General features: G+C 69.5%; 14 protein-coding genes. 9 read left to right on the top strand and 5 right to left on the bottom strand.

Features of this window, described 5'->3' with window-relative positions; translation table 11 throughout:
- Positions 1-22: 22 nt before the first annotated feature.
- The 4 genes from RN51_RS11280 to RN51_RS11265 all read right to left on the bottom strand — a co-directional run bounded on the left by RN51_RS11280 (position 23) and on the right by RN51_RS11265 (position 2,593).
- Positions 23-931 (bottom strand): SDR family NAD(P)-dependent oxidoreductase, encoded by a 909-nt coding sequence (locus tag RN51_RS11280; RefSeq protein WP_045264155.1) that lies wholly within the window; start codon positions 929-931, stop codon positions 23-25.
- A 34-nt stretch (positions 932-965) separates the two neighbouring features.
- Positions 966-1,637 carry a cation diffusion facilitator family transporter gene (locus RN51_RS11275; protein WP_045264154.1) on the bottom strand — a complete coding sequence of 224 codons (672 nt, stop codon included), beginning with the start codon at positions 1,635-1,637 and terminating at the stop codon, positions 966-968.
- Positions 1,637-1,981, bottom strand: coding sequence for an ArsR/SmtB family transcription factor (locus tag RN51_RS11270; protein WP_045264153.1), 345 nt, complete (start codon positions 1,979-1,981; stop codon positions 1,637-1,639). Before RN51_RS11270 ends, RN51_RS11275 begins: the two co-directional genes overlap by 1 nt.
- 69 nt (positions 1,982-2,050) lie before the next feature.
- Positions 2,051-2,593 carry a hypothetical protein gene (locus RN51_RS11265; RefSeq protein WP_045264152.1) on the bottom strand — a complete coding sequence of 181 codons (543 nt, stop codon included), beginning with the start codon at positions 2,591-2,593 and terminating at the stop codon, positions 2,051-2,053.
- 154 nt (positions 2,594-2,747) lie between these two features.
- Here RN51_RS11265 and RN51_RS11260 point away from each other — a divergent pair, with 154 nt between their 5' ends.
- From RN51_RS11260 to RN51_RS11250, 3 genes are all read left to right on the top strand, one after another.
- Entirely contained in the window at positions 2,748-3,962 is a 1,215-nt protein-coding gene (locus RN51_RS11260; RefSeq protein WP_045264151.1) for a sensor histidine kinase, read from the top strand.
- Positions 3,959-4,561, top strand: coding sequence for a response regulator transcription factor (locus RN51_RS11255; protein WP_045264150.1), 603 nt, complete (start codon positions 3,959-3,961; stop codon positions 4,559-4,561). The genes RN51_RS11260 and RN51_RS11255 overlap by 4 nt, the downstream gene beginning before the upstream one ends.
- A 226-nt stretch (positions 4,562-4,787) precedes the next feature.
- Complete coding sequence (locus RN51_RS11250; RefSeq protein ID WP_045264149.1) at positions 4,788-5,552, top strand: ribosomal RNA small subunit methyltransferase A; 765 nt, start codon at positions 4,788-4,790, stop codon at positions 5,550-5,552.
- A gap of 8 nt (positions 5,553-5,560) precedes the next feature.
- On the opposite strand, the gene RN51_RS11245 is transcribed toward RN51_RS11250, so the two are convergent.
- Complete coding sequence (locus RN51_RS11245) at positions 5,561-6,373, bottom strand: alpha/beta fold hydrolase (RefSeq protein ID WP_045264148.1); 813 nt, start codon at positions 6,371-6,373, stop codon at positions 5,561-5,563.
- Positions 6,374-6,517: 144 nt separating this feature from the next.
- Between RN51_RS11245 and RN51_RS11240 the strand changes: the two genes are divergently transcribed.
- The 6 genes from RN51_RS11240 (at position 6,518) to RN51_RS11215 (ending at position 13,914) form a co-directional block, all read left to right on the top strand.
- Positions 6,518-7,024 (top strand): methylated-DNA--[protein]-cysteine S-methyltransferase, encoded by a 507-nt coding sequence (locus RN51_RS11240; protein WP_045264147.1) that lies wholly within the window; start codon positions 6,518-6,520, stop codon positions 7,022-7,024.
- Positions 7,025-7,112: 88 nt separating this feature from the next.
- Complete coding sequence (gene thrC, locus RN51_RS11235; protein WP_045264146.1) at positions 7,113-8,516, top strand: threonine synthase; 1,404 nt, start codon at positions 7,113-7,115, stop codon at positions 8,514-8,516.
- A gap of 256 nt (positions 8,517-8,772) precedes the next feature.
- Positions 8,773-10,110, top strand: coding sequence for a purine-cytosine permease family protein (locus RN51_RS11230; protein WP_045264145.1), 1,338 nt, complete (start codon positions 8,773-8,775; stop codon positions 10,108-10,110).
- Positions 10,111-10,149: 39 nt separating this feature from the next.
- A complete protein-coding gene (locus RN51_RS11225) occupies positions 10,150-11,697 on the top strand; it encodes a hydantoinase/oxoprolinase N-terminal domain-containing protein (protein ID WP_045264144.1) in 1,548 nt (515 codons plus the stop codon).
- A gap of 1 nt (position 11,698) precedes the next feature.
- On the top strand, positions 11,699-12,799 hold the full coding sequence (locus RN51_RS11220; protein ID WP_045264143.1) for a DUF917 domain-containing protein: 1,101 nt from the start codon (positions 11,699-11,701) through the stop codon (positions 12,797-12,799).
- Positions 12,796-13,914 (top strand): DUF917 domain-containing protein, encoded by a 1,119-nt coding sequence (locus RN51_RS11215; protein WP_045264142.1) that lies wholly within the window; start codon positions 12,796-12,798, stop codon positions 13,912-13,914. Before RN51_RS11220 ends, RN51_RS11215 begins: the two co-directional genes overlap by 4 nt.
- Positions 13,915-13,923 lie beyond the last annotated feature (9 nt).

The raw sequence follows: 13,923 nt of genomic DNA, 5'->3' as shown, positions 1-13,923 counted from the left end.
GGGTGCTGACACTCCGATGCCGTCACGTCGGGAAAGGCACCCCGGTGAGGCGCTCCGCCGCCGCCCACAGCGCTGCGCCCACGTCAGATGAGCGCACCTCGTCCGAAGCCGACACCCGCGCGGGGGCTCCGCGGAACTCGAGCAGACCGCCCGGCCCCCAGTAATCGCCGCTGACGACCTCGGTCGAGGTGGCCGCATGGACGATCGGCAGCGCCCCGCCGTCCTTGCCCTGCACCAGAAGCCTGGTCGGTGCTGCCAGGGCGCGGGCGATGCCGGACACCGACGCCAAGCCGGGGCGCGGAAGGGTGAGCGGGTCGACCGCATAGCCCGGGTGCGCGCAGACCGCCGAGCGGGATGAGTCGGCCCAGCGTCGCGCCAGCTCGAACGCAAAGGCCATCAGAGACGCCTTCGACCGCCCGTACTGCTGCAGTGAGGAACCGGTCCACGGGTCGTCGAGCGTCGCCGGGTCGAGGCGTGCGAAACGGTGGGCGATCGAGCCGACGGCGACCACGCGGGCTGCGGGGGCGAGCACTGACTCGAGTTGTGCGACCAGGGCGAAATGCCCGAGGAAGTTCGTGCCCACCATGAGGTCGTGGCCGTCGCTGGTGCGCGCTGCGCGATCTGCCGCCTTCACCCCGGCGTTGCAGATGATCGCATCGAGGCGTTCGTCGACTCGGGCGGCTGCCTCGGACACGCTGTCGAGCGATCCGAGGTCGAGCTCCAGCACACCCAGGTCGGCCTCCGGCACCCGGCCGCGGATCGCCGAGACCGCCGTGCTCGCGCGCTCGGGGGAGCGGCATCCGAGGACGACGCGTGCTCCCCGGGCGGCGAGCTGCTCCGCGCACCAGTAGCCGATACCCGCGTTCGCGCCCGTGACGAGAACGGTTCGACCGAGAAGATCTCGAGTCGGCGTCGGGGGAGCGGCATCCATCCCCTCAGCCTAGGTCTCGACCGGGTGGAAGGGGTCAGTCCGCCTCGTGGTGGTCATGCTCGTCGGCGTCGTCCTCGAGGAGCATCCCGACCGAGGTGGCGCAGGCATCGCCCTTCCACGCCTCGATGCCCTCGCGCACCGCGAAGGCGGCGATCACGAGGCCGGCCACCGCATCCGCCCACCACCAGCCGAGCAGCGAGTTTGCGACCAGCCCGACCAGCACCGCGGCGGAGAGGTACGTGCAGATGAGGGTCTGCTTCGAGTCGGCGACCGCCGTGGCCGAACCCAGCTCTCGTCCCGCCCGGCGTTCGGCGAAGGAGAGGAAGGGCATGACGGCGACGCTGATCGCGGTCAGGATGATGCCGATCGTGCTGTGCTCGGGCCGCTCGGCCGTGACCAGCGCGGTCACGGACGTCGCCGTCACATAGATCGCGAGGGCGAAGAAGGCGACCGCGATCACGCGCAGGGTCGGCTTCTCCCAGCGTTCCGGATCACGGCGGGTGAACTGCCAGGCGACCGCGGCGGCGGAGAGCACCTCGATCGTGGAATCCAGCCCGAAACCGATCAGAGCCGCGGAGGACGCGACCGACCCTGCGGCGATCGCGACGACGGCCTCGATCAGGTTGTAGCCGATCGTGATGCCGACGAGCAGGCGGATGCGGCGGTGCAGTGTCTCCCGACGTGAACCGGTCGCCGTGGTGCTCATCAGCAGGTGCAGCCTTCGCCGGAGCAGCAGTCGGGCTCGACGATGAGGGTGACCCGCATGAGCATGTCGAGTGCCGGTGCGAGGTGCCTGTCGGCAAGCCGGTAGCTGCTGCGGCGCCCGTCCTGCACGCTCTCGACCAGGCCGCAACCGCGGAGGCACGCGAGATGGTTCGACATCGTCTGGCGCGAGACCCCGAGTGCGTCGGCGAGATCGGCGGGGTAGTGCGGTGCCTCCCGCAGCGCGAGCAGCACCCCGGCCCGCGTGGGGTCGGAGAGGGCGTGCCCGAGGCGGGCGACGGCGGCCGTGTGCGTGAGCGAGGCCGTGTGGGTCGGGGCGGTGGTCACGACACCACGATACAGAAACAGCTGAATTCAAGAAAGTCTGAATTCAGCTGTTTCCGGAGGAGCGTGCGCTCATCGGATCGCGTACACCGCGCTCCCGACGATGACGGCGATGATCGTGGTCCATCCGATGATGGCGAGAGCCTGCCAGAACAGGATGCGTGCTCGACCGATCCCGGACGCCGCGAGCATCGTCGCGGTGAACTGCGTCGGCAGCAGGAGCGGCCCCAGCAGGCTGACCCCCGGCACGCCGTAGCGCTCGAACGCCCGCTGGAACTTCTCGCGACGAGCGGTGCCGCGACCGGCGCCCCCGGCGTCCGCAGCCTCGATCTCGGTCGTGCCCCCTCCGGCGAGTGCCGCGGTCTTGGCGCGAGAGCGGTTCACGACGGCCTGCCGGGCGCTCGAGCTCACCAGCACGACGACGAGCACGCAGAGGAAGTTCCCGACGATCGCGGCGATGGCGGCGATCACCGGGGAGATGCCGCCGATGATGCCGATGCTCACCGCCCCTTCGCCCTCGACGAAGGGGACCGCGCCGGCGAGCGCGACGATGAGGGGCTGCACGAGTTCGGGGACCTGCGCGACCAGGTTCTGGAAGGTCTCGATGAGGTTCATGGATGCTCCCGGTTGTCGGTGTGGACGGAGTCTCCGCCGCGATGACCCCAGTCCAGCCGAGAGCGTTCCGAACCGGCAGTGTCAGCCCGTCACCGACTGCCGGGTGGATCGCACGCGGCTGCCGTGACAACTGTCACGGCCCTATCGTGGGAGCGTGACCCGCGTACCCCCCGACACCGCCGCTGAGCCGACACCCGGATCGCGTCAGCTGGCGCGCGGCATCACGGCGACCTGGTGGTACACGGTGGCGGGCGTGCTGTTCATCGAGCTGATGCTCGTCGGGGCATGGACCGGCATCGCGGCGGCGGACGATCTGCGCGGCGAGGTCCTCCTCGTCGTCGGCCTCGGCGGACTGGGGTGGTGTGCCTCGACGCTGCTGCTGCTCGACGACTACCGTCGCCACGTCGACGTCGCACCGAGGGTGGCATGGGGTCGTCTGACCGTCCCCTTCCTCGTCGCGGTCGGCTACGGACTCACAGCAGGTCTGCTGGTGGGCAGCTGGCAGCTCGGCGCCATGCCGGTGATGCAGTTCTTCGTGCTGCTGAGCTGGCCGCGGGGCGTGCGCGTGCGCGTCGTCGGTGCGGCCACCCTCGTGCTGATCGCGCTGGGGCTGATCGACTCGACGACGACCAGTTTCGGGGTCGATCTGCCCTGGTGGCTGCCGGCCATCTACGGGGTGCTGCTCCCCGGGACGACCGTGAGCTCGCTGTGGTGGTGGGATGTGCTGGTCACCCTGGACCGCGCCCGCACCTCGGAGGCCAAGCTCGCGGCAACCCAGGAGCGCCTGCGCGTCGCCACGGACGTGCACGACCTGCAAGGTCACCACCTCCAGGTCATCGCACTCCAGCTGGAACTGGCCGAACGCCTGCTGCCGAGCGATCCCGAGGCGGGGATGGAGCAGCTCCGCGCCGCCCGCATCAGTGTGGACGAGGCGCGTCAGGGCACCAGGGACCTGGCGACGCGCTTCCGCTCGGTGCCGCTGGGCGACGAACTGGCCAATGCCAGAGATCTGCTCGCCGCGGCGGGCCTGGACGTGGATGCCGTCATCGATGCGGATGCCGATTCGGCGCCGGCGTCGGCTCTGGGCCCTGTGATCCGGGAGACGACGACGAACGTCCTGCGTCATGGTGGTGGAGGGCGTGTACGTCTCCTGCTGGTTCGCGCCGGCCACGTCTGGCGCTATGAGATCGCGAACGACCTGGTGCTGCACACCGGCTCCGAGCCTGAAGCGGTCGACCTCGACGGGTCGGGTCTCGAGGGTGTGCGGCGGCGGATCGAAGAGGCACAGGGGACGCTCGATGTGCGGCGAGGTCCTGACGAGTTCCTCGTGGTCGTGACGGTGCCGTCGGCGCCGGAGGAGGTCCGATGATCCGGGTGCTGCTGGCCGATGACGAGGGGATGATCCGTTCCGCGCTCGCCGCGCTGCTGCGGCTCGAACCCGACATCGAGGTCGTCGCCGAGTGCGCCGACGGGGAGCAGGCCGTGGCCGAGGCTATGCGGCTGCAGCCGGACGTCTGCCTGCTCGATCTGGAGATGCCTGCCCTCGACGGCGTGCAGGTGGCCGAGAAGCTGAACAGGGCGATCGCGACGCGCTGCGTGGTGGTGACCCGCCACGCACGCCCTGGAGTGCTGCGACGTGCCCTCGCCTCCGGCGTCTCCGGATTCCTCCCCAAATCGCGCGGCGCCGACGAGGTCGCCGCGGTGATCCGTCGCGTCGCCGCGGGTGCCCGCTACGTCGATCCGGAGATCGCGGCCGACGCCCTCAGCGACGAACGCTCACCGCTCACCGACCGCGAGCTCGATGTGCTGCGAGCGGGCCGGCGCGGGGAGACGACCGGGCAGATCGCGCGCGCTCTCTCCCTCGCGCCAGGCACCGTGCGCAACCACATCTCGGTGATCCTCGGGAAGCTCTCCGTCGGCACGCGGCAGCAGGCCGTGCTGATCGCCGAGGAGCGCGGCTGGATCTGAGGGCGGATATGCTGGCAGGCATGGGAACAATATGCGCAGCGCCCGTGATGGGGCGCACTCTCGTGTTCCGCGACCGCCGCGCCTGACGGCGCGCTCGCTCTCCGCACGCATCTGCGCGCCGTCCACCGAGATGTCATCGCACCTCGGGACGGGCAGTCCTCACTGACGCCTCTTCGCGTCGTCTCCCTCCTCCGAGGTGCTCCGATTCTTCCTCTGGAGCGCACTCATGCCTCGTTCAATCCATGGCGGCCGTCACGAACTCGGCCAGAACTTCCTCATCCACCGTCCGACCCTCACCCGCATCTCCGCCCTCGTCGGGCGCACCTCCGGCTCGATCCTCGAACTCGGCTGCGGCGACGGAGCACTGACCCGTGTGCTCGCGGATCTGGGCAGACCGCTCACCGCGATCGACGTCGACGAGCACCGCGTGCACCGACTGCGCACGGCGCTGCCCGGTGTGCGCGTCGAGATCGCCGACGCCACACGGCACCCGCTCGATGCGGACACCGTGGTCGGCAACATCCCCTTCCACGTGACGACGCCCATTCTGCGGCGACTGCTCGCGCGCGGCCGCTGGAGCGACGCGATGCTGCTCACGCAGTGGGAGGTGGCGCGCAAGCGAGCCGGCGTCGGGGGCGGCACCATGATGACGGCGCAGTCCGCGCCCTGGTTCGAGTTCTCCCTGGAAGGGCGGGTCCCTGCCAGAGGCTTCTCGCCGCAGCCGAGCGTCGACGGCGGCCTGCTCGCCATCACCCGTCGGGGGTCGCCCCTCGTCCCGGTATCGGATCGGCAGCGATACGAGACCTTCGTCCGCGCGATGTTCACGGGGCGCGGCGGGAGTCTCGCCGCGGTCGTGGCCGTCGCCGCACGCATCCCGATGGCCAGGGCACGACGCGTGGTGGCAGTGGCCGGCGCGGGGGACCGTCGCCTTCCCCGTGATCTGCGCCCGGAGCACTGGGCCGCGCTCTGGCGAGAGGTCTCGCGCGCGTGAGGTGCTCCTCAGCGGGCGAGCACCTCACGAAGACGTGCGGCGAACTCCGCCGGATGATCGACGAACCCGGTGTGGGCGCCGGGGAACCGGGTCGGTTCGATGCCGAGCCGTTCCCCCAGCGCGGTCGTCGTGCGATCGCACAACTGGCCGACCGACTGCTCGCCGATTCCGAGCACGAGGTCGCCCGCGCGTGCGCGCAGCGTCTCCAGGTCGGGCTCCCAGCGCACGGTCGCCGGCAGTTCGTGACGGAACCAGAACTGCTCGTCGTCGTGATGCTGCGGATCCACCTCACCGCCGAACCACTGGACGAGTGCCTCCTCCGGCATCGCGATGTTCGCCTGGGCGAAGAAGATTCTCCAGGCGCCAACGCGGTCGCCGGAGAGGGCCGCCGACCGGAGCTCGTCGGTGAGGCGGCGCTGGTCGACGCGGTCGGGAAGCAGCTCGAGGAGCGGGGGCTCGTGGGCGATGACGACGGATGCGAGCTCGCCGTGCGACTGGAGGAGCGCCAGGGCGGTCACGGCGCCGCCACTGGAGCCGAACACGGTCGCCGGTCCCTGATCGACCTGCTCGATGAGCGCCGCGAGATCGTCGGCTCGCTGCTCGGGGCTCGATCCCTGCGAGCGGTCGTGCAGAATGCTCCGCTTCGCGCCGCGCGGGTCGGTGGTGAGGACGGTGCGATCCGTGGCGAGCTCATCGGCGAAGGGGGCGAACGCGTCGGCATCCATGGGGGCGCCGATCAGGACGAGCAGCGGCCCCTGGCCGCGGAGTTCGTAGTGCAGGCGGACGTCGGCGAGATCCAGGACTGCCGTGCGGGTGCTCATGGGGTGCTCCTTGTCATCGCGATGGTCGTCGCGTGGGACGCGGCGATGGTCGCCATCCAGAGTCCCGCCCGAGAGAGCGCGACGCCATACCCCCTGCGGTGTTCCCGAGGATACGCGGGGTCGCGACCGGGGTACTCTCGACGCATGTCGGCCTTCGGAACGCTCGCGACTCCGGTCGGCGTCGTCGGAGTCGTCAGCGACGGAGCGGCGATCACCCGCGTGACATGGCGTTCGACCCCGCCCGAAGGAAGTACTCTCGTGCCGGATATCGGCGTCGATCCGCTGCTCGCCGAAGCCCTCTCGCAACTGCGCGCCTACTTCGACGGCACGCTGCAGCACTTCGACGTGCCGGTCGATCTCGGCGTGCAGACCGCGGCGACCAAGGCGGTGCTCGTCGCCCTGCACGAGACCGTCGCGCATGGAGAGACGATCACGTACGGGGGCTTGGCCTCGCGAAGCGGCACCGCGGTCCCCGCCAGGGGCATCGGATCGATCATGGGGGCCAACCCGGTGCCGTTGATCGTCCCGTGTCATCGAGTCGTCGCCGGCGATGGTATCGGTGGCTATTCGGGCGGCGACGTCGGACGCGGACTCGAGACTAAGCGCTGGCTGCTGGAGCACGAGGGGGCATTGCCCACCTCCCTGTTCTGAGCAGAGCCGTCGCCCTCGTCATGGCGTCCGCTCGACCGAGAACACCCTGCGAGAATGGAACCGCCGAGTCCCGAGCCGAGGAGCCAACGTGCAGTTCATCTCCACCCGCGGCGGCATGCAGCCGCAGCCGTTCAGCGAGACTCTTCTGGAGGGCCTCGCGCCCGACGGGGGACTCGCCGTTCCAGAGGCAATGCCGACGGTCGACGGCGAGACGCTCGAGCGCTGGCGCGCGCTGACCTATCCGCAGCTCGCCACAGAGGTGCTCGGCCTGTTCGCCACCGACATCCCCCGTGCGGATCTGGCGAAGATGACGGACGCGGCCTACGCCGACTTCCCCGACGATGTGGTGCCGCTGCGGGCGATCGGCGGCGATCTGACGCTGGTCGGTCTCTCCGAGGGCCCGACGCTCGCGTTCAAGGACATGGCCATGCAGTTCCTCGGCCAGGTGCTCGAATACACGCTGGAGCGCAAGGACGCCGTGCTCAACATCCTCGGCGCCACGTCGGGTGACACCGGATCGGCGGCCGAGCACGCCCTTCGCGGCAAGGAGCGCGTGGCCGTGTTCATGCTCTCGCCGCAGGGTCGGATGAGCGCATTCCAACGCGCACAGATGTTCTCGCTCGACGACGCGAACGTGCACAACATCGCGGTCGACGGTGTCTTCGACGACTGCCAGAACCTCGTGAAGAAGCTGGCCGGCGACCTCGAGTTCAAGCGTGCCCAGCACCTCGGCGCGGTGAACTCCATCAACCTGGCACGCATCACGGCGCAGACCGTCTACTACTTCTGGGCGTGGCTCCGCGCGACCGACGCGGGAGGATGGACCGAAGTGTCCTTCACCGTGCCCTCCGGAAACTTCGGCAACATCCTGTCGGGGTTCTTCGCGAAGCAGATGGGACTCCCCATCCGTCGTCTCGTGCTCGCCGCGAACGAGAACAACGTGCTCGATGAGTTCTTCCGCACCGGTGTGTATCGCCCCCGCAGTGCCGCTCAGACGCTCGCGACCTCCAGCCCCTCGATGGACATCTCGAAGGCCTCGAACCTGGAGCGCTTCATCTTCGAGCTCGTCGGACGCGACCCCGGCAGGGTCGTCGGAGCGTGGGACGACCTCGAGGCACAGGGGTATTTCGACTTCTCCGCCGACACCGAGCGCTTCGTCGAGGAGTTCGGGATCGTCAGCGGCACCTCGACCCACGCCGACCGCCTCGCCACGATCCGTTCGGTGTACGAGGAGACCGGTGAGGTCATCGATCCGCACACGGCCGACGGTGTCAAGGTCGCGCGGGAGCACGTCGAGTCCGGTGTGCCGATGCTCGTGCTGGAGACCGCCAAGCCCGAGAAGTTCGCGGAGACCATCCACGAGGCCATCGGCGTCGAGCTCGGCTACGCCCCCGAGCTGCAGGAGATGCTCGATGCGCCCCAGCATGTGACCGAGATGGCCGACGACGACCAGGCCCTCCGCGCCTTCATCGAGACCAACGCTCTGCACTGACCCCGCGACCTCGCGCTCCGAGGGCGTCGAGACCCACGCTTCGAACCGAGACCCACTCCTGCCGACGTCGGCGCGAGTGGGTCTCGTCGTGGAGGGTGGGTCTCGTCATCAGTGGGACCGGGGAGGGAGCGAGCACTCGCGGGTGTGCGACTTGCACATCCACGGGCGATTCTCGTGCAATATGCACATGTCGGGGGTGTGGGAAGCGTCGCTACTGTGGCGCACAACCCGTCCTCCTCCTCCCGAAGGAACCCTCATGGCACGCACGGCGCACGCAGACGACTTCGCGCTCTCCCGAGTGACTCCCGAGGCCCGCAGACCCTGGTTCGGAATCGCGGTGCAGCGATTCGGACAGGTCTCGGCTCTCTCGCAGTTCCTCCTCGGCGCGACCCTCGGTTACAGCATGACCTTCGGCGAGGCCGTCCTCGCCTTCCTCTTCGGCTCGCTCATCCTCGAGGTGATCATGTGCGTGGTCGGCTTCATCGGCCAGCGCGAAGGCCTGAACACCGCCCTCCTGGCACGCTGGACGGGCTTCGGCGAGATCGGCGCCTCGCTGGTCGGCCTCGCGATCGGCATCAGCCTGATCGGCTGGTTCGGCATCCAGTCCGCGATCTCGGCCCAGTCGCTCGACGCGCTCATGCCCGGTGCTCTGCCGGTCTGGGCATGGAGCCTCATCTTCGGCCTCGCCGTCACCGCGATCGTCGCCTTCGGGTTCGTCGGCATGCAGTGGCTCGCGAACATCACCGTGCCCCTGTTCCTGATCCTGGTCGGCTGGTCCGTCATCTCCGAGCTCACCCGCCACGACATCGGCGAGCTGCTCACCGGCCCCGCGCCCGGACCGACCATGAGCGTCTGGGCCGGCACCGGCATCGTGGCCGGCGGTCTCATCGTCGGCGCCATCATCACGGGCGACATGACCCGCTTCAACCGCTCCCGTGCCGACGTGATCAAGCAGACCGTGGTCGGCGTCTCCCTCGGCGAGTTCGTGATCGGCCTGGCCGGCGTGCTGCTGGCCCACGCGGCTGCGACCGGCGACATCGTCGCGATCGTCACCTCGTCCGTCGGGTTCGTCGGACTGTTCATCGTGCTCACCGGCACGCTGAAGATCAACGACTGGAACCTGTACTCCTCCACACTCGGCCTGGTGAACTTCATCTCCACCGCGTTCGGCAAGAACCTGCACCGCGTCACCACGACGATCGTGCTCGGCGTCGTGGGCTCGATCCTCGCCGCCGTCGGCATTCTCGGCCAGTTCACCGAGTTCCTGATCGTGCTGAGCGTCGCGTTCCCGCCGATCGCGGGCATCATGGTCGCCGAGTACTACGTGGTGCGCCGCTGGAGGCCCGACCTCGACGCCACCCGGGAGGCGGGCACCCTCCCTGCGACCGCTCCGCGCATCGTTCCCGCGACGATCATCGTGTGGCTGGTCTCCGCGCTCGTCGGCTACTTCGTCACGTGGGGCATCCCGTCGCTGCTCAGCCTCTTCCTCTCGATGGCGCTGTACATCGTGGCAGGCAAGCTGGGCTGGGTACGCGGGGTCGGAGTCGCGACCACGCGGCAGGCGGCTCCGATCGAAGAAGCAGCAGCGGCCTGAGCGGCCCCGGACAGACAACCCTCACCGAAAGCGAGAATCATGCACATCGGCATCGACGTCGGCGGCACCAACACCGATGCGGTCCTCATGGACGGCACCCGCACCCTGGCGGGGGTGAAGCACTCGACCACGCCCGATGTGACGAGCGGCATCATCCAGGCGATCGAGGACCTGCGGGCCGGACACGCCTTCGCGGGCGCGGACATCGACGCCGTGATGATCGGTACGACGCACTTCATCAACGCCCTGGTGCAGGCCAGCCGCCTCGCGCCTGTCGCCGCCCTGCGCCTCGGACTGCCCGCCACGCGGGCACTGCCACCACTGGTGGACTGGCCTGAGGTGCTGGTCGAGGCGACGCAGGCCCGCAGCTACCTCGCCCACGGTGGCTACGAGTTCGACGGCAGGCCGATCTCGCCGCTCGACCCCGAGGAGATCCGCGCCCACGCCGAAGACATGAAGGCGCACGGGATCCGGTCCGTCGCCATCTCCTCGGTGTTCAGCCCGGTCAACCACGATCTCGAAGTGCAGGCCGCGGAGATCGTCGCGTCGGTGCTGGGGGATGATGCAGCCATCTCGCTGTCGCACGAGATCGGACGCATCGGGCTGCTGGAGCGCGAGAACGCGACGATCATCAACGCCGCGCTGCGCGAGCTCGCCTCCGAGATCGTCGACGGGCTCACCTCCGCCGTGCGCGCCCAGGGCATCGAGGCGCCGATCTTCCTCAGCCAGAACGACGGTACGCTCATGGACGAGGAGTACGTGCGCCGCTACCCGGTCGCCACCTTCGCCTCCGGACCGACGAACTCGATGCGTGGAGCAGCAGCCACCAGCGGCCTCGACGACTGTGCCGTGATCGATGTCGGTGGCACGACCGCCGACATCGGGCTGCTGATCAACGGCTTCCCACGGGAGACGGCGAACGAGGTGAAGGTCGCGGGCATCCGCACCAACTTCCGGATGCCCGACGTGCTCTCTCTCGGCATCGGCGGTGGCAGCATCGTGGATGAGGAGACCGCGGAGGTCGGACCCGCATCGGTGGGGTACAAGCTGACCACCGAGGCGCTGGTCTTCGGCGGTTCCACACTCACCGCCACGGACATCGCGGTGGCGGCGGGTCGCGCCCAGGTGGGCGATGCGAGCAAGGTCGCCCACCTCGACCCGGCGTTCGTGCAGCGGGTGCTCGCCCGCATCGCCGAGCGCGTGTCGGAGGCGGTGGATCGCATGCGCACCTCGCCGGAGCCCATCGCTGTGGTGGCCGTCGGCGGCGGATCCATCCTGCTGCCCGACGAGCTTCCCCTGTTCGGCACCGTGCACCGCCCCGAGAACTATGCGGTCGCGAACGCCATCGGCGCCTCGATCGCGCAGGTCGGCGGCGAGATCGACAAGGTCTATGCGATCGAGCCCGGTCGTCGCGATGAGACGATCGCCGAGGTCCGCGCCGAAGCCGTCGACAAGGCCATCGCGGCGGGCGCGAGGCCCTCGACCGTGTCGGTCATCGACTTCGACGAGGTGCCGATCCCATACCTTCCCGGCAACGCGACGCGCATCCGCGTGAAGGCCGTCGGCGACCTCGACATGGGAGCGTGACATGAGCTGGACCATCACGTCCGCGCACATCGACGGACTCGCCCGCGGTGCTGCCGTCCTCGGCACGGGTGGGGGAGGAGACCCCTACATCGGAGCACTCCTCGCCCGCCAGGCCCTCGCTTCCGGCGATGTCACAGTCGTAGCGCTCGACGAGGTGCCGGACGACGCTCTCGTGCTCTTCGTCGCGATGATGGGCGCACCGACCGTCATGGTCGAGAAGCTGCCGAGCCTCGCCGAGGTCATCGAGCCGGTCAAGGCGCTCAGCATCCATCTCGGCCGTCCGATCACCCACATCGCGTGCGCCGAGGTCGGCGGGGTCAACTCGACCATCCCCATCGCGGCCGCCGCAGCGCTCGGTCTCCCGCTGGTGGACGCCGACGGCATGGGACGCGCTTTCCCTGAACTGCAGATGGTGCTCCCGACCCTCTACGGAGTGACCGCCTCCCCTCTCGCGTTCAGCGACGAGAAGGGCAACACCGGCGTGCTGCAGACGGTCGACAACTCCTGGACCGAGCGCATCGCCCGCGTGGCCTGCGTGGAGATGGGCTGCTCGGTCATGATCTCCGGGTTCTCGATGTCGGGCTCGGCCGCTCGCGAGTCGCTGGTGGCGGGCTCGCTCTCCCGCTGCATCGAGATCGGCGAGCGCATCACCGCGGCGCGCGACGAGAAGACCGACCCGGTCGAGGGGGTCGTCGATCTGCTCGGCGGGCGGGAGCTGTTCGACGGCAAGGTCGTCGACGTGCACCGGGCCACCACGACCGGCTTCGCCCGGGGGCGCGCGCGCATCGACGGGGACGGCGGGGCGACGCTGACCCTGCAGTTCCAGAACGAGCACCTGGTGGCCGAGGCCGACGGCGTCGTCCTCGCGACCACGCCCGACCTGATCATGGTGCTCGACGGCGAGTCCGGTGAGCCGATCACGACCGAGGCACTGCGCTACGGACAGCGGGTGCGAGTCATCGCCGCTCCCGCCGACGAGCGCTGGCACTCGGAAGCGGCGCTCGCGATGGTCGGTCCCGGGTACTTCGGGTACGACATGGCCGCGCACCGCTTCGATGGCAGCGTCTCCGTGGGAACCGTTGCGGCGGGAGCCACGGCATGAGCTGGCAGCTCACGGCGGCTGACCTGCCCGATCTCGCCCGGGGTGCGACGCTGCTCGGCACCGGCGGGGGAGGCGACCCCTACATCGGCAAGATGCTCGTCGAACGCGTTCTCGGCGAGGGAAGCATCACGATCCTCGACCCGGACGAGCTCCCCGACGACCTGTTCGTGATCCCGACCGCCCAGATGGGGGCGCCGACCGTGATGATCGAGAAGATCCCCGCGGGCACGGAGCCCACACTCGCCCTGCGCACGCTCGAAGAGCACCTGGGGCGGAAGGCCGATGCGACGATGCCGATCGAATGCGGAGGCATCAACTCCATGATCCCGCTCATCGTCGCCGCGGAGACCGGGCTGCCCGTGGTCGACGCCGACGGAATGGGGAGGGCCTTCCCCGAGCTGTCGATGGAGACCTTCGCCGTGTACGGCGTGCACGGATCGCCTCTCGCCCTCGCCGGCGAACGGGGCGAGAAGGTCGTGATCGACACGGGCGACGACGACCGGCAGATGGAGTGGCTCGCCCGCGGGATCACCATCCGTCTCGGCGGCGTCGGGCATATCGCCGAGTACGCGATGACCGGAGCCGACGTGCGGAGGACCGCCGTGCCGCGGACGATCTCGATGGCGCTCGCGCTCGGTCGCGCGATCCGCCTCGCCCGCGAGGAGCATCGCTCACCGTTCGAGGCGATCGCCGAGACGCTGTCGACCACCCTGTACCCGCACCTGCGTGAACTCTGCGTCGGCAAGGTCATCGACGTCGAACGCCGCACGACCGAGGGCTTCGCGAAGGGACGGGCCGTCATCGCACCGCTGGGCGCCGACGAGGGCGACACGTTCGAGATCTCCTTCCAGAACGAGAACCTCACCGCGCACCGCGGGGAGGTTCTCGTCGCGATCGTCCCCGACCTGATCTGCGTTGTCGATCACGAGACGGCGGAGCCGATCACGACGGAAGGGCTCCGCTACGGTCAGCGCGTCCGGGTGCTGGGCATCTCCACGCCGGAGATGATGCGCACGCCCGATGCGCTCGCCGCCTTCGGACCTTCGGCGTTCGGCCTCGCAGCGGAGTTCGTCCCGATTGAGGAGCTCGCCGCGGGTGAGGGCGTTTCTCCCTAGGCTGGAGCG

Origin of the sequence: Microbacterium oxydans (genome assembly GCF_000956405.1) — a bacterium.
In the GTDB taxonomy this organism is placed as follows: domain Bacteria; phylum Actinomycetota; class Actinomycetes; order Actinomycetales; family Microbacteriaceae; genus Microbacterium; species Microbacterium oxydans_C.
The sequence above is the reverse complement of the archived record's forward strand: the minus strand, read 5'-3'. Positions and strand labels throughout refer to the sequence as shown.